Source organism: Phocaeicola massiliensis B84634 = Timone 84634 = DSM 17679 = JCM 13223, from assembly GCF_000382445.1.
Taxonomy (GTDB): Bacteria; Bacteroidota; Bacteroidia; order Bacteroidales; family Bacteroidaceae; genus Phocaeicola; species Phocaeicola massiliensis.
Genome location: NZ_KB905472.1, coordinates 2,953,144 through 2,974,783 on the forward strand (window position 1 = coordinate 2,953,144; position 21,640 = coordinate 2,974,783).

Below are 21,640 nucleotides of genomic sequence, written 5' to 3' on the forward strand. Positions count from 1 at the left end.
TTATTTACGGTTTAAAAGGTTCGGCTCCCATACTGATTTCCATCACTCCCCCCGCCGTCAGGTCGCTGTGCGTGAAGAAAGGCTGTTCAAGCGGTTTCCCGTTCAACAGAATGGACTGAACATATTTGTTTTCTTTTGAGTTGTTCTTCGTGCGAATCACAAAATCCTTTTGACCGGGCAGGTGAATGGTCACTTCCTCGAACAAGGGACGGCCAATGGAGTAAACCGGCTCACCGGGACACACCTGATAGAAACCCATCGCATTCAGAATATACCAGGCTGACATCTGACCACAATCCTCATTGCCCGAAAGACCGTCGGGAGCATTGCGGTACTGACTATACAGCACACTGTCTACCAATTCCTGTGTCCGCCACGGACGATTGACATAGTTATACAGATGGATGATGTGATGACTCGGCTCGTTGCCGTGAGCATATTGCCCGATAAGACCGGAAATATCTGCCGAAACCGTCTCCCCTTCAAGCTCGGAAGAAACAGTGAACAGGGAATCCAGCTTACCGACAAAAGCCTCCTCTCCTCCCATCAAGCCAACCAGACCGGGCACATCGTGAAGCACGAACCAAGTCCACTGCCAAGCCGTACCTTCGCAATAATCGTCACTGCGATGGGTAGACGAACGAGGATTGAACGGAGTACGCCATTTCCCCTTACTGTCCCGCCCGCGCATAAAACGGGTTTCGGGGTCGAAGTAAGACTTATATGCCCCGGCAAAACGAGCATATTTATCTCTTGTTTCCACATCTCCCAAACTATCTGCCAATACGGATATACACCAATCATCGTATGCATATTCCAATGCCTTTGCCACCGATTCGTTTTCGAGGTCGCAAGGAATATAGCCCAGCGCATCCTTGTAATAACGGGCACGGGGCATCACAAAAGGAACCAGCCACTTCGGACCGACAATGCCGGTCGTGTCGTATTCGGCAGTACGGAGACAGGCTTGGTAGGCTTCGCGAACATCGAAATCGCGATAGCCCTTCACGTATGCATCGGTGATGATAGAGGCAGCATGATAGCCAATCATCGTTCCCGTGTAGTTGGCAGCACAATCCCATTTCGGGAAAACACCTCCCTCACGCTGTTTCTTCAACAATGAACGGATATAGCTTTCGTTGGTATGAGGGTCTATGATGGTGAGCAAAGGATGCAACGCACGAAATGTGTCCCAAATAGAAAAAGTGGTGTAAACAGGATCTTCCTTATCGGTGGTGTGCACTTTTAAATCCATCCCCAAATAACGCCCGTCTACATCGGTAAACAAGTTCGGACTCAAGAATGCATGATACATGGCAGTATAGAAAATGGCAAGTTGGTCGGGGTCTTCCGTTTTCACCTCTATCTTTGAAAGACAATCATTCCAAGTCTTTCGGGCATCGGCACGCACCTTGTCGAAATCCCAGTCGGGCAACTCAGCCAACAGATTCTGCCTGGCTCCTTCACCATCGACAGACGAGATGGAGAAACGAACCATTACCTGTTCATCTTCAGCCGTATCAAAACGGAGCAACATTTTGCAGACGGGAATCTGCTGTCCGCCTTCCTCGATGGTATCGGTATAAAGAGTATGGGTAAAAGGCTTTGAGAAAACAGCATAAAAATAAAGATCTTGTTGCCAAGCCCAATAAGCACTGCGCTTGTATCCGCAAAGCACGGTATCATTGACAGCCTCCACCTCCATGACCTGATTGGTTTGCTGCTGAATATTATAGTCCATATCCAGAATGAAACCCGATTCCTTGCTTTCAGGAAACGTATAACGGTGCATGGCGGCACGCTCAGTGGCCGTCAGCTCGGCTTTCACACCGTAAGTATCCAAGAAAACCGAATAATATCCCGGTTCGGCATACTCGTTCCTGTGCGAAAAAGCAGAAGCGAAAGGACGCTGCTGACTCTCTTTCCCAAGATATTCCACCTTCTGCTCACCTACGGTAGGCATCAAAAGAAAATCACCGAAATCGGCACAGCCCGTACCGCTAAGGCGTGTGTGGGCAAAACCATTGATGGTGGAATCTTCGTAATAGTAGCCCGAACAGGAGTCCCAGCCATCGATACGCGTATCAGGACCCGGTTGAATCATTCCGTGAGGCAACATGGCACCCGGATGCGTATGTCCGTGTCCTCCCGTTCCGATGAAAGGATTGACATAACCGGTGTATTCTTTCATTTCCGTTGTTTGGGTAGAACATGCACTCAAACATAATAATCCTACCAAACAACCGCTTACGAGTCTATTGAATTTCATTGTTTTCTATTTGATGTTATTTTATTTCCGATGAAACGGATTATCGATACCAAATCTCTCCCGGTTCGGAACTCATCTCGAATTCCACAGTAGCCCCGTCCATTATCTGTTGATGGGTGATATAACTCTTATCGTATGGCTTTCCGTTCAACTTGACCGACCGGATATAGATATTCTCACGGTTGACAGCCGGTGCCAGCACTGTAAAAGTCTTCCCGTTGTCAAGATGCATACGCATTTCGGGAAATAACGGAGTCCCTATTTCATACTCACCACTTACGGGATTGACCGGATAAAAGCCCATGGCACTGAATACATACCAGGCAGACATCTGACCGCAATCTTCATTGCCGCACAATCCGGCAGGTGCATTGAAATAAAGATGATGCATCACCTGTGCCACATACTTCTGAGTCTTCCACGGCTGACGTACTTTATTATACAAATAAATGACATGATGGCTCGGCTCATTGCCATGAGCATACTGCCCAATCATACCGGTGCTGAAAATAGGCAAATCCTCCTTCCCGGCAGGGATATACGTAAACATACTATCGAGCTTCTCTGCAAAGCGGTCTTTTCCTCCGACCAAAGTTATCAGTCCGCGAATATCCTGAGGCACAGACCATAAATACTGCCATCCGTTACTCTCGCAAATATGGGCTGTATAGTCATCGGGACAGAAAGGCCGGATAAAAACACCCTTGTCATCAACGGGCTGCATAAATCCTGTAGCGGGATTGAATACATTCTTGTAGTTTTGAGAACGCTTGTAAAACTCTTCCGCCAGTTCCGTCTTTCCCATCTTGCGCGCCATCTCTGCAATGCAATAATCATCAAAAGCATACTCCAGTGTTTTGGAAAGCGACCAATTGTCGGCATTATACTCATCTTTTATATTATAAGGAATATAACCGAGCTTCTTATAAAGCCCGATTCCCCGATAATTGTCCAAGTTGGCAGTGGCGACACAGGCCTTCAATGCTTTCTCTGCATCAAAGTCACCTATTCCTTTCAAATAAGCATCCACAATGACGGGAACAGCATGATAGCCAATCATCATATCAGTCTCACTACCCCAAAAGTTCCAAACCGGAAGCCGGCCGTTTTGGTCATAAAAAGCAAGAAAAGACTTTATCATGTCATTGGTGCGGACAGGCTCGGTATAAGTAAGAAGCGGATGGGCGGCACGATAAGTATCCCATAAAGAAAAAGTGCCATAGTTCACCCAGCCATCGGCTTTATGTATTTTCTTATCAGGTCCATAATACGAACCGTCCACATCACTAAAGACAGTGGGCGCTATCATGGTGCGATACAAAGCCGTATAGAAATTCACCTTGTCATCCAAGTCACAGATGCCCCTGACCTCTATCTTCCCAAGCTGACGGTTCCAATTCTCTTTGGTCTCCGCCACATACTTATCAAAGTCATTATGAGGAGCCTCAGCCGCCAGGTTTCCAGCTGCCCCTTCCATGCTTACTCCCGAAAGAGCCGTACACAACACTATCTCTTCCCCATCGGTCGTATCAAAGTTGAAACGTGCCACGTATGCAGTACCTATGGTCTTGCCATCCTGTATGATGGCGGTAGTATCTATTTCGGAAGACCGGAACGGTTTGGAAAAACGGGTACGGAAGAAAACACGCTGTCCACGTGCCCAACCGTCAGAGAACCGATATCCCTGTATGGTGCATGAGTCCACCACCTCGATATGGGAGTCTTGTGTGAAATCCCAGTTCATCGCCTTCTTCAAATTCAGGAATACGGCAGACTGCGCTTTTGGGAAAGTGTAACGCTGAATGCCACAACGCTCCGTGGCAGTCAACTCCACATTTATATTATAATCTTTCAGCAATACACGGTAATATCCTGCAGAAGCCTCTTCATCCGAATGCCGGAACTTGGAATGAATGCCCAAAGGCGCTTCAGCTTCACGATAAGGAAGGGTGACAGGCATGTAGGAAATGTCGTACAAATCACCGGCCCCTGTTCCCGACAAATGCGTGTGACTGAAACCGGCAATGGTACTGTCGGGATAATAATAACCCGAAATACGGTCCCAACCGGGCAAGCCGTTATCCGGACTCAACTGAACCATGCCAAACGGTGCCTGAGCACCGGGATAGGTATTCCCGGTAAAATCTGTTCCGATAAACGGATTTACCAATAAACTATAATCAACAGCCGACGCCGGCTGCCTATCAGATATACATGCTCCAAATATCACCAGAAAAAACAAAAACGAGAGAAGAGGTGTCTTCATACTATACAAAGAATTTCATTATTACTCTATTACAAAAATACATATTATAATCACAACAGCAACCTTTCCTATCAAACACTTCATTTTTTTCCGATTATTTTTCTCATTCCAGGTATAAGAAACAATAAAATAAAGAAAGTCTTTTGATAGGAACCTAGAAGTTTTTTTGTATGTTTGTCCATTATATTATTGAAAAACACAACTTAAACAATGAAAAAGAGCGATTTTACCTTTCTTTTGGTGGCTACAGCCATTTTTCTCCCCTTCTTTATAAGCGATGATGCTTATGAATGGTACAAAACCTTTAACGCCACCCATGGCATGGTCATGAGTTTCCTGAAGTTTGCCATCCTTTCTACCATGGGCGAAATGATCGGACTGCGCATCAGCACCGGTGTTTATATCAACCGGACTTTCGGAATCATTCCCCGGATGGTGGTATGGGGACTGCTTGGCATGGGCATCAATATGGCAATGATTATCTTCTCAAAAGGAGTGCCGATGTTTATGGAATATATGGGTATGGCAAATGCTTCCTCCACCATCAACGGAGAGATGTGTTTTGAGAAAATAATGATAGCATTAGCCATATCGGTAGCCATGAACAGCATTTTTGCCCCCGTCTTTATGACTCTTCACAAGATAACCGACACCCACATAGGTCACTGCGGCGGTTCGGTAAAGGCACTACTCACTCCCATCCCCATGAAACGGATTATGACGGAACTGAACTGGGCAGTGTTGTGGGGATTCGTATTCAAGAAAACCATTCCTTTGTTCTGGTATCCGGCACATACCATCACTTTCCTGCTCCCTCCGAATATGAGAGTGCTGTTTGCCGCCATATTGGGCATCGTACTGGGAGTGTTGTTGGCCGTTGCAGCCAAAAAGAAATAAAAAAGTAAGCGAAAGTCCCGATGTCTTTCAAGCCGGACTTTCGCTTACTTTTCATATTATCCTTATCTCCCGCCTTATTTTCCTTCGAATAAACAAAAGCAAAGATTTATAAATTACAAAAGAATGAAACAAACACAGGAACACTCATGTCAATCAAGATTCCATGAAAAATAGCAATCGGAATCATGTCTTTTCCCGAATACCGGGTAATAGAAGGTAATAATACATCCATTGAATTAACTCCGGCAGCAGAAATAGGTGCCAGCCTCCCAAAGTATTTCCGAATAAGAGGAGCACCGAGAAGTGCCATCATTTCACGAAAAATATTTGCCAAAAGAGCAATTGTTCCTAACTCTGTGGCTAACTGTAATCCCATAGAAGGTTCTTTGAACTGTGTAATCAAAATAGAAGAAAGGGAATAATAGGCAAAGCCACTTCCCACCGCCATGCAGTCAAAAACACTCCACTGGGTTAATAACAAACTGGCAAATGCCGAAAAAAGCAACGTTCCTGTAATAGTAGCAACAGGCACCAGCAGCATTTTGAATCGCAAACTTTTAATCAACTCTTTTAATTGTCTGTTACATCCAATCCCAATTCCAACTTGCAACATCAATGCATACAACACATACATGGAAACATTGTGTGTAGAAAACCGGAACTCATTGGCTGCTCCTATCAAACAACCGACACAGAAAAACGCCACAACAATCAAACTACCTTTCATTCGTTACCTCCTTTCTTAAAAAATAAATGAAACACCAGGAAAGATGCCAGTAAACTACCTAAAATACTTAAAGTTGCAAGTACAATGGCCTGCCATCCGAATTTCCCTATATTATTAATAATTAAGCTATTGGAACCTATTGAAAGCCCCAGAACAAAAAGCAACAGGAATATGGTAAGAGAAATACTTTTCTCTACTTTTTGCAAAAATCGTAAATCACGCAACAGATATCCAATGCCGATACCTGTAAACATTATAGATATAATAGTAAACATAAAATAGCTACTTTTAGAATGAAACATAGATTCTGATGACTAAAAACAAAGTCACCACTAATATACTTTTCATTTCCACAGCCTGTTGGAATGAAGAAAAAATAGAATGGATAAAACTCAAATAAACCCGCTGAACCAATGCACGTGTACAATGAAGCTGTTACACAGGCTTTCTCGTTCCCATCTAACGCTATATGTGCTATATGTAGAGCATAATTGGTTCATATTATCTATAAATTTTGGTGCAAAGATAACCGTTATTCGCATATTTACCAAATAAATATTCATAATTAACCCTATTCCACACAAAAAAGAGATGTTCGTTTGTGATAATATTTAAATGATTTCTTATATATCTATGAACCTGCTTTATATGGTTCGATATTTAACCTTTAAAGTATCGGTAAAAATTTACTAGTATTGTGAAAAAACATCCTGCTTTTTATTTTTGTTTTCACTTTTCCTTGTACCTTTGACGCAAATACTTGAATCTTATTAATCGAAAATATGATAAACACTGAATTATTCAAAGAAGTATCCCCCTTGTCATCCAAGGATTGTTTCATTTTGATAGAGCGCCAGAAAACGAACTTTAATTTTCCTATCCATATACATCCCGAGTGTGAACTGAATTTCATTGAGAACGCCAAAGGAGCACAACGCATTGTGGGTGACTCTATCGAGGAGATAGACGAAGAGGAATTGGTATTGGTGACCAATCCCCACTTGGAGCACGCTTGGAAAGACTATCGCAATGTATCGAAAAACATCCATGAAATTACCATCCAGTTTCATCCCGACTTATTGACCGACACTTTCCTCAATAAGAACCAAATGATTAGCATACGACAACTTTTCCGCCATGCCGAAAGGGGTGTCGCATTCAGCCGGGAATCCATAGCTAAGGTGCGTCCGTTGCTGAAAACCCTTACCTGCGAGAACGACAGCTTTTATTCCCTGATTAAGTTGCTCATCATTCTGCATGAGTTATCGATAGACAAAGGTATGCGTGAATTATCCACCGGACAGTTTGCCGCAAATGTCATGCATCAGCATTCTTCCGACGAGAGCTTGGGTAGGGTGATGGATTACCTCAGCCGGCATTATTCCGAAGTCATCCGCCTATCGGAAGTGGCGGAAATGGTAAATATGAGCGAATCCTCGTTCTGCCGTTTCTTTAAGCAACATACTTCCAAGAGTTTTATTGACTTCCTTACAGATATCCGTTTGGGGGCTGCTTCACGAGCCTTGATAGACTCTTCTTTGTCGATAGCTGAAATTGGATATGACTGTGGATTCAATAATTTATCCAATTTCAACCGCATCTTTAAAAAGAAAAAGGGAGTCACACCAAGTGAGTTTCGGGACAACTACCGTAAAAATAAAACGATTATTTAAATGGTTCTGCAGGACTATTTAGATAAATCTCTTTAATGTCTACAGCATCAAAAGGAAGTGGACTCTTCGATAGTTCAGGAATGTTGTAGGACTTGAATGTATGGAAATAATGTGCCGGGTCCTGTTGCGGCAAGACAAATGGCTTGTAAATCTTTCCTTCCTTATCTATATAGGCAAAATAAGGCTTGCCATATTGTCCGTCTCCCCGTTTGCTGGCGAAGACAAACCAATGACTGTTTGACGACCAGCTGTGATAAGTGTCCGAGCGATCCGAGTTTGCAGCACTGCACTCATGGATGGTCTCTGTAGACAGATTCAGTATGTATAGGTCTGTTTCCCGATGCCAGATGGGAAAGGTGCCATAGTCGGCTATGGTGAACAGCAGGTATTTACCATCGGGAGACGCTTTGGGAAAACAGACGGAGCCTTGTTGTTCGCGTGCATTCCATAAGGTGTCTGCCTGTTTCCCCCAAGAACCGTTTTCCTGATCAAAACCGATGCGGCAAAGCGAATAGCGTAACTGGCAGATACTGTCCGGCAACGTGGTTTGTGGAGCCGAGCAATAATAAATATGTTTTCCGTCTGCCGAGAAAGTAGGGAAAGTTTCCAATACTTTTTTATCCCGGGTAAGCGGAGAAAGAATCATCCGATTCTGTTCAAAGTCGGCAATTGCCAAATCGGATTCGGTATCATAAACTTCCAGACGTTTGCTGCCTTGGGCATGAAAAGCAGGTATGATGATATTAGACGAGAACACTGCATAACGTCCGGACGGATGGAAGTCTCCATAAACCGCCGCTGAAATCATGGAATCATTTTTGAGGCTGAGCTTACGTAACTTTCCATCGCGGTTGAGGATGGTTCCTCCGTTTTTCCCACGCAGATGAAACATGGAAAGCCGACCGCTTTGCTTTCCGTAAGTATGACAATTCATACAATTACCACCTGTCAGTTTATTGTCCGCTATGACCTTTTCGCTGAAATCTTCCAAACTCCTTTCACATAGTTGCAGGTTATTCCAGACTTCATATCCCGGCTCTATGAGGCGGTAGCTCAGATAGCCGTCTATTGCCTCGGCAGCTACCTGCCATTGAAAGGAGGGATATTCCAGCCATTTGCCCTTCATCAAGGCCGTTACACGTACTTGCACCGATTTCCCTTTTTGTTGCAGCAACAGTTTCTTCCATTTGCCGATGGGAAAACGGGCTTTGTCTTTACCCGATATCCGCAGACTGTCCGTATCTCCGTAGGCAGTGACCTGCAATCCTTCAGCTCCTTCTATCATAAAATTCAGAGGAGCTATATTATAAGGTATAGTAATGTCGGTATAGTCGGGATAGATGGGAGCACATTCTTTTACGCGCGTCACATTCTCGGGAATGGGAGTACATGCCGCCAGTCCCGCCAGCCAAAATATGAAAAACAACTGCATCTTATTCATGATCAACATTATTGAAATTGTGCAAACTGATAATAGTACCAATACGTTCTTCCGAATCTGCTTTCCAGTGCAGATGAATTGCCTTGTGTATGCAACCGGTTGTATTCATTAAAATCCTGTACGATGACAGGGTTTATGCCTGTGGATTTGATTTCACTACCGGTTGCCCGCTTTTGATAAAGATGAATCAATAAAGCTTCTGCGTACAGACGGTTAGGTGCTCCGGTATGGTATCGCTTATAATCTTTCAGAAAAGCGGAGAGATCCTTCATCAGCAAATCGAAACAAAGTAAATAATCCCGTGCCATTTGGTTGGCGGGATTGGCTTCCATCAACAGGTGAAGCGATTTTACGACATCAGTAGACGAAAGTCTCAGGGTATCTTTTTGGGGCAGGTACGAGCGTTTGTACTTCAGCCATTCCTTCACTTCCGGACTTTCCTTCCCCGGTGTGCGTTTTTTCGCCCATTCCTTGTAAAAGAGTGTGTTCGAGAGGATACGCAGATATTTTCGTGCCGCTTCGTTATCTCCGTTTATCAAATTGATTTCCGCCAGTCGCTGTACCATGCGTACACTCTTGTTCTGAGGAGAAAATATCATGCTTAAGAGGGAAGCGTGTTCTGCCATGGTCATATCGCCCAAGCGGAACCAGACCTCTCCAGACAATTGGGTGGAAAGATATGTCGATTTTTCGTTCACAGGCATGAACAGACCCAATCCTGCCGGTTGGTAATAATCCATAAGCTTTTCCGGAAGATTGTTTTGCATGGCATTGGCCAGATTATAGCACACGGATATGGCATTTCCCGGAACACCGTCGTGTACCAATTCATTTATCTTGTCCCAATTCTCAAAATAGTCTTCGGTATTCAGGCCTAATATGCGCTCGTTCTCAAAATCAGGTGTTCCATACCAAAGCGTAGCCGGGAAAGAGTATGCTTGCGAAGGAATGACCAGATATTTGCGGGCAGCTAAGGGAGGCAGTGCCAAAGCGACCGGTATCATTCCGTAAATAACCACATAACTCTGTTTCCGCTTCAAGGCGGAAAGGATAGTAAGTAATGTGAAAGCAAACATACCATAACCGAACAGGCTATAGCATAACATGGTTCCGCAAATGCTTCCGATAAAGAAATCCCATTTTCCTTTTAATTTGTCTGTCAGCAAAAACAGGGACAAAGCACCGATGAGTGAAAGGGTCGCCGAAAATGGATACTGAATTTGGCAGAAGCGCAGGCTTTCCCAAATAAAAACCACTATTGAAAAACCTATGGCTATCCATCGGTTGGTCCATTTACGGCAAGTGAAATAAGTCAATGTCCCTAATGCTGCCATAGTTAAGGCAACGACAGCTGCCCCCATATTGATATTATGGAAGAATTGAGTCAAAAAGTCACCCCCCAGACATGATAAGGGGGCGGGATGATTGAAATAATCGATAAATTGATCGACTGTATAAGTGAACAATAGCATTTGCTCTCGGTGAAGAAGATGATAAGGATAGGCGAAGCGGAAAAACAGAAAACAAGCTACTCCACTTATCGTCATACTTAAAAATAGATATCGGGTATCATGCTGCATAATTCTTTGTCTTTTCATTCTTTTTAGCAAGTTACATTCACTTTTCCCTTGTCTTTGCAAAAGTAGAGAAAAACGAAAAAGTCAATTAATATTATATTATCAACTTTTGATACTATTCACTCAATCTGTCATTCCCATCTTGATATTCCATTTTAATTACGTTATTTGCATTTATACCAAAAGAGTTTCTAACCATAAAGTTGAAAAGATACGATGCGTTCCTTGTATTATGTCCGTTTGGATATCTCTTTTCTCTCTACCAGCGATGGAGTGAAAGGAGTCTATACACACGCTTATAAAATGAACCTTATTTTACGTTATCTATCATGTCACAGCATATTTTGTGGATGAAAAATATGGTTTTCTCTGTTACCAATCGGTCACCTCTTGAATAACTGGATGTTTTTTACCATTGATAAGATTTCATTATATAATGCTTGAATTGTATTTGTAGGTTGATAAAAGAAACGGGATATTTGCAATGTGAAAAATTAACCTTAAAATCAAATTTATGACAAAAACGATGAAATCTTTATTTCTATTGATTATTCTTTCGTTGGCGTTTGTTGGCTGTACAAGCCATAATATGACAGAGTGGAACAGGAGTATCCTTTGTATAATTTCTTGTTTTCTACTCATACGAAGCAAAATAGAAATTAATATAGTGCCTTTAACCTATAGATGATTCATTCTTAACGGTTTTGATTCAATATGTTTTCAGACCGACAGACAAAGAGTGTTATTTTAATCAAATTCTAATACATATTTTATGAAACAAATTACATTAACTCTAATGCTGTGCATATTTAGTATATGCACATATGCACAACAAATCACCGTTAGTGGAACAGTGACGGATGCGGAAAACAATCCGTTGATTGGTGCTGCTGTTTTAGTTCTTGGAACTACCGATGGTGTTATTACCGATCTTGATGGTAAATATACCATTAAAGTAAATTCCGGTCAGTCTTTGAAATTCTCTTATGTAGGTTATCAGGAGCAAACTGTTAAGGTTGATGGCCGCAGTGTGATTAATGTGAAATTGTCGGAAGGTGAATTGTTGGACGAGGTGGTGGTTATCGGTTACGGTACAGTGAAGAAAAGCCATTTGACAGGTGCGGTCGCTTCTGTTTCCGGTAAAGAGTTACAGGCAAATGTTGCACGTAGTGCTTCAGCTGCTTTGCAAGGAAGAGTTGCCGGTGTTACTGTGTCGGCTGCCAACGGTCAGCCGGGGGAAGGCTTGAATATTAATGTCCGTGGTATCAGTTCATTGAGTGCCACCAGTCCGCTTTATGTAATTGACGGTGTGTATGGTGATATCAATATGGTTGATCCCGCTGACATTCAGTCTATTGAAGTGTTGAAAGATGCTTCGGCTGCTGCTATTTATGGTTCTCGTGCTGCTAATGGTGTTGTATTGGTCACTACTAAAGGCGGTCGTTTGGAAACTCCTGCCCGTGTGACAGTGGATGCCTATACAGGCGTTCAGATGGTTGCCAAATACATTGATGTAATGGATGGTAATCAGCTTCGCGATTTGGCAAAGGCTACCGGTTATAGTTCGGCAGAAGGGTTGCTGAATTGGAATGGAGGTGCTGGAACAGACTGGCAGAAAGAACTTTATAACTCGGCTATGGTGAGCAAGGTTAGCTTGAATGTATCTGGAGGAAACAAGACTTCGACCTATAATCTGTCGGGAAGCTATCTTAACCAGGATGGTATTGTAAATACTACCGGTTATGAGGCATGGAACATTCGTTCTAAGAATACTTTTTCTTTTTTCAATAATCATTTGCGTATGGGGACTACGTTGATGATGAAATTCTATAAAAAGAAGTACGAAGATGTTTCATATACTGCCGCTCTGACAGCTGTGCCTATGTGGAATGTATATGGTGAAGATGGCACTTGGGGTGTCGCTCCGGAATGGACCAGAGGAGATAATCCTGTAGGTTGGACAGAAGCCTATGATTACCAAAGACATGGGATAGACATTTTATTGAATGGCTATGCCGAAGTGGATTTGTTCTTGAAAGGATTGAAATATAAATTCAATGTAGGTATAAATAAATATACAAGACGTAATTATGCCTATAGTTCTCCTTATTATTTCAGTTCTACTTCACAAAAGAATGAAGCGGAATTGTCGGAAAGTACAGACTGGGAGAACGATTGGTTGATTGAAAATACAATCAATTATGATAATACGTTTGGCAATCATACGGTTTCTGCTTTGGTGGGTTATTCTGCCCAGCGTAACAATGCACGTGGTTTTGGTGCAGGACGTAAGGGTTTCCCGGAAGGTTTCTCTGTGATTGATGCCGGTTCGGTTTCTTCGCAAAATACATCGGGTAGCGCTTGGGCCAATACAATGATTTCTATGTTTGGGCGTGTGATGTATTCGTATGCCGATCGTTATATGCTGTCTGCTTCTATTCGTCGGGACGGTTCTTCCAAATTTGCAGATGGAAACCGCTGGGGCACATTCCCGTCTGTATCTTTGGGTTGGAATGTGATGAATGAAGATTTCTTTGAAAATATCAAGGAGACCATGAATGAATTGAAAATTCGTGCCAGTTATGGTGTACTGGGTAATTTGAGCGGTATTGGCAATTATGCTACCCAGTCTGTTGTTTATAAAGGTATGAATAACATAATGGGTACAGAACTTTGGGAAGGTGCCATTACCGGTAAGGAATGGACTTCACCCATGAATGTGACTTGGGAAAAGACGAAGACTTTGAACTTGGGTTTGGATTTTGCTTTCTTGAACAATAAGTTCAGTGTCAGTGCTGATTATTTTATTCAGAAAACAGAAGATATGTTGTTGTCTATGCCGCAGTCTTTGAGTTTTGGTTTGAGTGGAAATCCTACAGTAAATGCAGGTACAGTAGAAAACAAAGGATTTGAAATTTCATTGAATCACCGTAATAATGTAGGCGATTTGTATTATCATGTAGGTGTCAATGCTACCTTCATCAAGAATAAACTGACGGAAGTAAACGGAAGTCGTGATGAATGGCAGGGATTCAATCCTCATGCCAAAGGAACGATCACTTATGCCAAGACCGGTCATTCCATAGGTTATTTCAATTTGATAAAGACGGATGGTGTATTCCAAAGCCAACAAGAAATTGATGCGTATGTGGATAAGAATGGTAATAAGATCCAGCCTAATGCACAACCGGGTGACTTGCGTTTCGTGGATTATAACGAAGATGGTAAGATTGACAATAATGACCGTCAGGATGTAGGCTCTGCTTTCCCGAAAGTTAACTTGGGTGTAAGTCTGGGTGCTGAATGGAAAGGTTTGGATTTGAATATGTTCTTTGACGGAAACTTTGGCAACAAGATTTACAATGCCCAGTATTATACTACGGTTTATAATGAATCAACAGGAAACCAGTATGCAGAACGCATGAACAGCTGGACTGAAAACAATCATTCTGATATTCCTCGCTGTTTGTTTGGTACTAGCGATCCTAATGGTACAAACTGGGGCTATACGGACCGTTGGTTGGAAAATGGTTCATTCTTGCGCTTGAAGACCTTGGAATTAGGTTATACGTTGCCTAAAGTATGGGTATCCAAAGCCGGTTTGCAGAATGTGCGTGTTTATACGGCTATGGAAAACCTTTTCACTATAACCGATTATAAAGGATATACTCCTGACTTGGGTATGGTAGATGCCAATGGTGCCGGTACATCAGGTGGTTCGGGTGTAATGACCCGTGGTTGTGATGACGGTCGTTATCCGATGGCACGTACTATCACCTTTGGTTTACAAGTAAATTTCTAATTAGGAATAAGTAATATTTGCAGAATATGAAAAAGAATTTTATAAAATACATAGCTGCATTGGCTGTAGCTCCAATGTTGTTGTCTTCTTGTAGTGATGATTTTCTGAATGAGATTGACCCTAACCGTCAGACTCCGACCACTTTCTGGACATCCGAAGATAATGTGATGAAAGGCTTGTCCGCAGTTTATAATCCTTTCCGCCGTATGACCAGTGGATATTATGGCGGGTTGGAAGGTATCATGCATCTTCAGATGCGCGGTGATGACCTTTACCCCACTCGCGGAGAAGAACCTTATATTTGGGAATATTTGTCGTTTGTCAACACAACGAATACAAAGGATTTGAGCTGGGGAAACATCTATGAAGGCATTCAGATGGCAAACGAATTCATATATCGTGCGGCTACGGTTGATATGGACGAAACCAAACGTGAGCAAATGATAGGTGAGGCTTATTTCTTACGTGGATTCTGGTACTTCCGTTTGCGTACTGATTATCGTGATGCGGTTATCCGTACTCTCCCGCAGGATGCAGATCCGGAAACTCATGGACTGTCTAGCGGTGATGAAGTGCTGGAACAGGCTATTTCAGACTTTAAGGAAGCTAAGTCTCGTTTGCCTAAACTTCGTTCAAGCGATGAAAACGGTCGTGTAACTCAAGGTGCGGCTATTGCCATGTTGGGTAAAGCTTATATCTGGAAAGGGGATTATCAGGCCGCAAAGAATGAGTTTGAAATTATAATGAATGGTTATGGTTACGATTTGACTCAAAAGTATGAGGATAACTTCCGTGACGATACGGAATTTAATGCTGAATCTATTTGGGAAATCAATTATGATGCCAAAGGTAATTCGGGTGACGCTTGGGGCAATGGCACTAGTGACGACTCGTTTATGGGAAACAACCTTGCTCATTATTTTGGTCCGACACTGAAAGGTGAGAATATTGGCGGTGGTTGGTATAAGATGCAACCTTCTCCCTATTTGATAAAAGAATTCATTTCCGAACAGCGTCCGGAAGGTTCTGATTCCAAATGGGATAAGCGTTTATACACTACGTGCTTCTTTAAATATTCTGATTTCGGTGATGTGAAGCCGGATGAAAAATTCTATGGTGGTAAAGTGGAATTTGATGATATGTTTAAATGGACGGTACTGCCCGAAGGCGACGGCAAATATGGTATTGCCAAGCAAGGATATGCTCCTGCTTATCCGGTTATCGAGGGTGTTCAAGGGCGTTTCATGATGAAGAAGTTTGCAGCTTGGTGGGTTCCCACAGGATGTACGATGTATTCTAACGATGCCGGACGTATCAACAATTTACGTATTATGCGTTTTGCAGAAGTTTTGTTGCTCCACGCTGAGGCTTGTCTGGAAACCAATGATGAAAGCGGAGCAATGAAAGATATTAACCGGATTCGTGTACGTGCCGGTTTGCCGGAGAAAACCTTGAGTGGAAAAGATGCTATAATGACAGAACTCCAGAAACAGAAATTGCTGGAATTTGCCGGAGAGAATATACGTTGGGATGATATGGTTCGTTGGTACGGAAATGATCCTGCTAAGTTGAAAGCTATCATGCACGAACGCAAGACCGATTCTCAACATTATGAATTGCTTTACGAAGAAAATGAAAGTGGTGAAAAGGAATTGGTAGGATATAAACCGACAGACCGCATTTCGGATACACAAGGATTTGACCATTTTGAAGCTAAATTCTTGTACTTCCCGATACCTCAGGCAGAGGTGGACGCTAATTTGAATTTGGAGCAAAAGCCGGAATGGAGATGATTGTATTGAACTGATAATTAAAAAGTATGAGAGGGAGGGGAATCTCTCCCTCTATAAAAACAATGAAGCCAAATGAAAAGGAAAGGATATTATTTATGCTCTTTGTTGGTTATGATATTTGTATTTTTGTCATGTCGTGATGAAGAACAGGATTGTACCCAAGCTATGCAGGATATACAAAACCAGTTGAAGGAAAATGATTTATTGAAATCTGTTTCTCAGGAACGTGAACAATGTGTTTTGTTATTTGAGTCCAATAAGGTAATTTTTCCGCAAGAGTTAATCCAAAATGTAGATGTGGATGCGGAAAACTGGAAAACGACTTTGACATTTGTCAATGGAAGCACTTATGTTATACCTACCTTAGGCACTTCGATTGACAACTTGATATTGAGTTCTACAGTCAATCCTTCCGGTTGCAATCCATTATCGGCCAGTGTAGTTGTAAAATTACCTGTATTGGGACGCATTAAACTGATTGTACACAGCAAACCGGAAAAGCATACACCAGACGTGGAATATGCATTTAAGAGTGTGGAATTAAAACAGAATATCCCGGTATTGGGACTTTATCCCAATTATAATAATCAGGTCACTTTAATTTATACAGATTTGCAAGGAAATGAACGTGCTCGGTCCGATCTAAAGCTTCAGACAAAAACATTGGAAAGCAGAAGACTGCCCAAGGAAATCAGAGTGGTAAAGGCTCAATATGACCGTATGGAGCCAGGCATGAATTTAGTTAACTCTCCCGGACAGGATGAAACAGACACTTCTATCCCTTATATGGTAGATGCTGACGGAGAAATCCGTTGGATTCTTGATTGGGAGAAGTCGGATGAACATCGATATATCGGAATCGGGTGCGGACTGATTCGGATGCAGAACGGACATTATATGACCGGTGACGGAAACCATCATCGGATGGTGGAAGTGGATATGATGGGAAATACAATTCATAATTGGGATATGCTGGAAAGGGGATATACTATGCATCATGCCATATCTCAAGATAAACAAGGCAATATATTAGCTACGGTGAGCAAGACTTCCGCTAAAATAGCCAATGGAAAGGATGTACGGATAAACGATTTCATTATTAGAATGGATCCCGAAAAAGGGGAAATATTGCAAGAATGGGATTTGGTGAACATGCTGGATTCGGCACGGTATGGTATGACCGATTATAATCTTACCGCTGATCCTTATGCGCAAAATGCCAGTAATTGGGCGCATAATAATGGTATAGTGGAATGGGGAAATGATTATTTGGCTACAGCTCGCTATCAAGGAATATTCAAATTTAATAAAGCCGGAGGCATTGAGTGGATTATATCACCTCATGGGTATTGGAGAGATAGATATTTGAAATTATTATTAAATCCTCTTCATGCCGACGGAACTCCCATTACTGATCCTGATGTGATAGCCGGAACGAAGAATTGTGATGATTTTGAATGGCCTTGGGGGTGCCATACTGCTGTTCCGTTGCCTAATGGACATATCTTTTATTTCAATAATGGCTATGGGCGAAATTTCAAGCTTGATTTTACGGATAGAAAAAATGTTTATACTTGTGGAATAGAGTACGAAGTGGATGAAGTAAACCGTACGGTTCGTCAAGTTTGGCAATATGGAAAAGAACGGGGTACCGCATATTTTACTCCGGCCCGTTCCGGGGTGCAATATTTGGAACAAACGGGTAACAGATTAATTTGTCCGGGAATGAGCAATGTGCTTAGCAATGGCAATCGTGGTGCACGCGTGACAGAAGTAGATCCCGAGACACAGGAGATTGTATTTGAGTTGGAACTGGAAGATGCAATTTATCAGCGAGTTTATCGTATGTCTCTCTATCCTGATAATCAATAAATGCATTTTTACTATAAAAGATTAATTGAGAATAATAAATAAAAGGTAATATTGCGCCAGCGGCATAACGACACGACACCGGCACAACCTTTCGTCCGTCTTGGCGAGAGTCAGAATAGTGCGCACCCGAATCTGACGGACTGGAGAGGCTTGCCGGACTTAAAGGCAGACAACCAACAGCGGAACGTGGTGCTTCCTCTCAAGTTTGCTAACGGGAAGTATGCCTTCTATACCCTCAGCAAACTAAAATTTCAGTTTCATTGTTTTGTTGTTGTAAATAATATCTTTTTCAATAACAGACACGTGTCCCGATTCCAAAGGAGTAAAAATCTGAATCTTGAACTTTCTATTCTCTAATTTAGGCGGCATTTTACCGATAGGAGCAAATAGAGTAAACGTTTGATGTTTGTTATCCCATTTCATTTGAATCGCTGAATAACCTCCTCTCTCATAGGCATAAGTTTCATTATCGTCTTCATAAAATAAAAACTCTGCATCTTTACCTGCATAAACTGATAATATAATTTCAGAGCCATCGTCTTGAGCAACATATTGAACCACTTTATTACGTGGAACAATGGAACCGGCTTTTACAAATATTGGCAGCTTTTCCAAGGGAGCATCATATTTTATTTCTTGTCCTCCCTCGTAGCATCTATTGGAGTGCAAGTCAAACCAATAGGTACCGGAATGTTGTGGTAAGTAAATCAATTCTAATGTATTAACATCCGAAATAGCCCCCTCCCGATTATAATACATTGGTCTGGTTATTGGATGAATCATTAATGCATCCCCAAACATATAACTGCTCCCGTCATCAAACGTTTTCCGGTCGTCAGAAAAATCCACTACTGTACCACGCATCATTGCCGAACCTTTTGACGTAACCTTCCAAGCTTCTGAATATATATACGACAAGAGTGAATAACGAAGATGAATCATCTCAACTTGAATGTCATAAAATAGGCTGCCGGGCTCGCCAAAATGCCAAATCTCACGTGGCACTTCCGTTCCATGAGCCCGGAATATCGGAGAAAGAGCTCCGTACTGAAACCACCTTGTGTATAATTCCAAATAAGCAGAATCTTTAAGCCCCTTTGCATACCCTCCATCGCAAGAAGATATGTTTCTATGGATTTCCGTACCTATCTCTCCGGTTCCTTCACCTGAATTTTCCCTACTTCGCACTCTAAAGCCACCGATATCGGTAGTCCAATAAGGAATGCCGGTCATACAAATATTAAGACCGGCTACAAGTTGCTTTTTTAATACATCCCAAGAAGCATAGATATCTCCCGACCATATAGAAGTGCCAAATCGCTGCTGCCCTGCAAAAGCAGAACGAGTCAAGACAGATGCGCGATTATCACTCTGCTTCCTTAAGTTTTCATACATCATTTTAGTTAATACATACGAATAAGTATTGAGATAACGAGCAGCAGATCCGATAAAAGTCTTACCGGCTTTTTTACTCCACTGAGTCTGCTTTTCAGGATATAGCCCGTCTTTATAAGCCGGTTCTGTCGCATCCAACCACCAAGAATCCACACCTTTGGTATAAAGTCCCTGATACAAATGGTTCCAAAAGATTTTTTGAGCTGTGGGAGCATATATATCCGCTACCTTATAACCTGCCCATGTGGGCACATCATACAGCACATTGGCTGAATCCATCTCTTGATATATTTTCGTGGATTTTCCAAAACCGGGCCAAACAGACAATGTTAACTTAACATGATACTTCTTATGCAAATCTTCAATAACCTTTTGGGGATTAGGATGAGTGACCGGGTTAAAAACCATGCCATTCCACGAATCGAGGTTTTCTCCCCAATATTGCCAGTCTTGAACAATATTGTCTAATGGAATATTTCTCATTCGGTAAGTTCTCACCACATCTTGAAGCTCATCAAATGTCTTGTAGCGTTCCTTTGACATCCAGAATCCAAAAGCCGATTTGGGAAGCATTGGCGAATTCCCTGTCAATTCGCAATATCCCGACATAGCATCCTTCATATCTTTCCCCACTACCAAATAATAATTTACTCCATCTCCTATCTCAGAAGTAAAAGTAGCTCCATCAGGAGTATCTTCAAAGGTGGAGCAAGAATAATTATCCCAAAACAACACATAATTTGAAGTGGATACAATAACCGGATTTGCTATTTCACGATTGGCGTGCACCAACAATTCCTTATGCCCCCTATAATTATAAACTCCATCTTGATACTGCCCCAAACCATAAATAGCTTCATCGGGCTTTAAAATAAAGGTTTGGCTCACAGTATATGCTTTTTCCCCTAAGTCATCGACTTCGGAAAAATGATTACCACCTTCTACGAGAATCGTGTCACTGTTTTGAACATCAGTAAAAAGAACCCTATCCTGCAAAATATCATAGGTTGCTTCTACCTTTGCCGATTTCAAGATAATCTTATTTTGCAATGAACGACATTTTATATCCTGTGCTGCAAAAACTTTATCATTTACAATAAGAGAAGGCTTCTGTTCTTGTCCTGCAGGATAAGTTCGGACATGTATGATATTATCCTTTAAAAAAGATATCTCAATTTGTTTTTCTTCAAGAGAAATAGTAACCCCATTTTCGTTCTTTTGTATAGAAGAAAGGGAATATTTTTGACCATAAGAACTGAGTGAAACAATGAAAAACAGAAAAAGTATTATTCTATTCATAATTAATCATAACTGTACAACATAAAAATTTGTTTGAAATGATACTTTCCGGAACAATAATAAGTTTACAAACACCTGTATATCAAACATTCCGCTTATTCCAGTGCTGCAAAAAATCTAATAAAGGAATACCCGATATGTCGACAAAGACAACCATAAAATTTGTATCTTTAATTCGATTCCTGAATACAAAGATAGAGATTTTTTGTTATAGTTACTTTTTTTGTATAAAATAAAAATGAACCACCAATAATTGAACTTGACGATATTTATAATAAAGATGGATTTTTGATTAAAATGTTTGAAACAAAATCTAAATCATGGGAATATGAGAATGAGATAAGGTTAATATATTCAACTTCAAAACGGAAAGGATATAATCCTTTTGCATTAAAATCGATTTATTTTGGTTTAAATATGGATGAAAAGCATCAAATACAAATAATAGAAGGATTAACAAATAAAGATATAAGATTCTATAAAATGTAAAGAAAAGCAGAATCATATAAGCTTATTTCTATATTGATTCATGAAAATAAACGTATCATTAAGAATAAATTGGTACTATCTCAATATGAAATATTAAAAGAAAGCTACAATCATGCCATTGAAAATTTTCATGTATTATA

Annotated in this window: 12 protein-coding genes; 5 read left to right on the top strand and 7 right to left on the bottom strand. The window is 41.5% G+C overall.

What is annotated here, in order from left to right:
* Window positions 1-4: 4 nt before the first annotated feature.
* Complete coding sequence (locus HMPREF1534_RS06840) at window positions 5-2,269, bottom strand: GH92 family glycosyl hydrolase (protein WP_005941637.1); 2,265 nt, start codon at window positions 2,267-2,269, stop codon at window positions 5-7.
* A 40-nt stretch (window positions 2,270-2,309) separates the two neighbouring features.
* Window positions 2,310-4,535, bottom strand: a complete 2,226-nt coding sequence (locus HMPREF1534_RS06835; protein ID WP_005941640.1) for a GH92 family glycosyl hydrolase — start codon at window positions 4,533-4,535, stop codon at window positions 2,310-2,312.
* A 210-nt stretch (window positions 4,536-4,745) separates the two neighbouring features.
* Here HMPREF1534_RS06835 and HMPREF1534_RS06830 point away from each other — a divergent pair, with 210 nt between their 5' ends.
* Window positions 4,746-5,432: a hypothetical protein gene (locus HMPREF1534_RS06830; RefSeq protein WP_005941643.1), complete on the top strand. Its 687-nt coding sequence runs from the start codon at window positions 4,746-4,748 to the stop codon at window positions 5,430-5,432.
* A gap of 106 nt (window positions 5,433-5,538) precedes the next feature.
* Here the strand turns inward: HMPREF1534_RS06830 and HMPREF1534_RS06825 are convergent, their stop codons facing one another.
* Together HMPREF1534_RS06825 and HMPREF1534_RS06820 are read right to left on the bottom strand one after the other, a co-directional pair.
* Window positions 5,539-6,159: a LysO family transporter gene (locus tag HMPREF1534_RS06825; RefSeq protein ID WP_005941646.1), complete on the bottom strand. Its 621-nt coding sequence runs from the start codon at window positions 6,157-6,159 to the stop codon at window positions 5,539-5,541.
* A complete protein-coding gene (locus tag HMPREF1534_RS06820; protein WP_005941649.1) occupies window positions 6,156-6,434 on the bottom strand; it encodes a LysO family transporter in 279 nt (92 codons plus the stop codon). The genes HMPREF1534_RS06825 and HMPREF1534_RS06820 overlap by 4 nt, the downstream gene beginning before the upstream one ends.
* A 507-nt stretch (window positions 6,435-6,941) precedes the next feature.
* On the opposite strand from HMPREF1534_RS06820, the gene HMPREF1534_RS06815 reads away from it, so the two are divergent.
* On the top strand, window positions 6,942-7,832 hold the full coding sequence (locus tag HMPREF1534_RS06815; RefSeq protein WP_005941651.1) for an AraC family transcriptional regulator: 891 nt from the start codon (window positions 6,942-6,944) through the stop codon (window positions 7,830-7,832).
* Here HMPREF1534_RS06815 and HMPREF1534_RS06810 read toward each other — a convergent pair.
* The gene (locus HMPREF1534_RS06810) at window positions 7,825-9,273 is read right to left on the bottom strand and encodes a TolB-like translocation protein (protein ID WP_005941654.1); all 1,449 of its coding nucleotides are present in this window, start codon (window positions 9,271-9,273) and stop codon (window positions 7,825-7,827) included. The two genes, HMPREF1534_RS06815 and HMPREF1534_RS06810, sit on opposite strands and share 8 nt — an antisense overlap.
* Window positions 9,274-9,281: 8 nt before the next feature.
* Window positions 9,282-10,871 carry a DUF6057 family protein gene (locus tag HMPREF1534_RS06805; protein WP_032931717.1) on the bottom strand — a complete coding sequence of 530 codons (1,590 nt, stop codon included), beginning with the start codon at window positions 10,869-10,871 and terminating at the stop codon, window positions 9,282-9,284.
* A gap of 751 nt (window positions 10,872-11,622) precedes the next feature.
* On the opposite strand from HMPREF1534_RS06805, the gene HMPREF1534_RS06800 reads away from it, so the two are divergent.
* From HMPREF1534_RS06800 to HMPREF1534_RS06790, 3 genes are all read left to right on the top strand, one after another.
* Entirely contained in the window at window positions 11,623-14,652 is a 3,030-nt protein-coding gene (locus HMPREF1534_RS06800) for a SusC/RagA family TonB-linked outer membrane protein (protein ID WP_005941663.1), read from the top strand.
* A 26-nt stretch (window positions 14,653-14,678) separates the two neighbouring features.
* Window positions 14,679-16,445, top strand: coding sequence for a RagB/SusD family nutrient uptake outer membrane protein (locus HMPREF1534_RS06795; protein ID WP_005941668.1), 1,767 nt, complete (start codon window positions 14,679-14,681; stop codon window positions 16,443-16,445).
* Between the two features lie 72 nt (window positions 16,446-16,517).
* Window positions 16,518-18,317, top strand: coding sequence for an aryl-sulfate sulfotransferase (locus HMPREF1534_RS06790; RefSeq protein WP_005941671.1), 1,800 nt, complete (start codon window positions 16,518-16,520; stop codon window positions 18,315-18,317).
* A gap of 243 nt (window positions 18,318-18,560) precedes the next feature.
* Here HMPREF1534_RS06790 and HMPREF1534_RS06785 read toward each other — a convergent pair whose 3' ends face one another.
* A complete protein-coding gene (locus tag HMPREF1534_RS06785) occupies window positions 18,561-21,011 on the bottom strand; it encodes a glycoside hydrolase family 31 protein (RefSeq protein WP_005941676.1) in 2,451 nt (816 codons plus the stop codon).
* Window positions 21,012-21,640 lie beyond the last annotated feature (629 nt).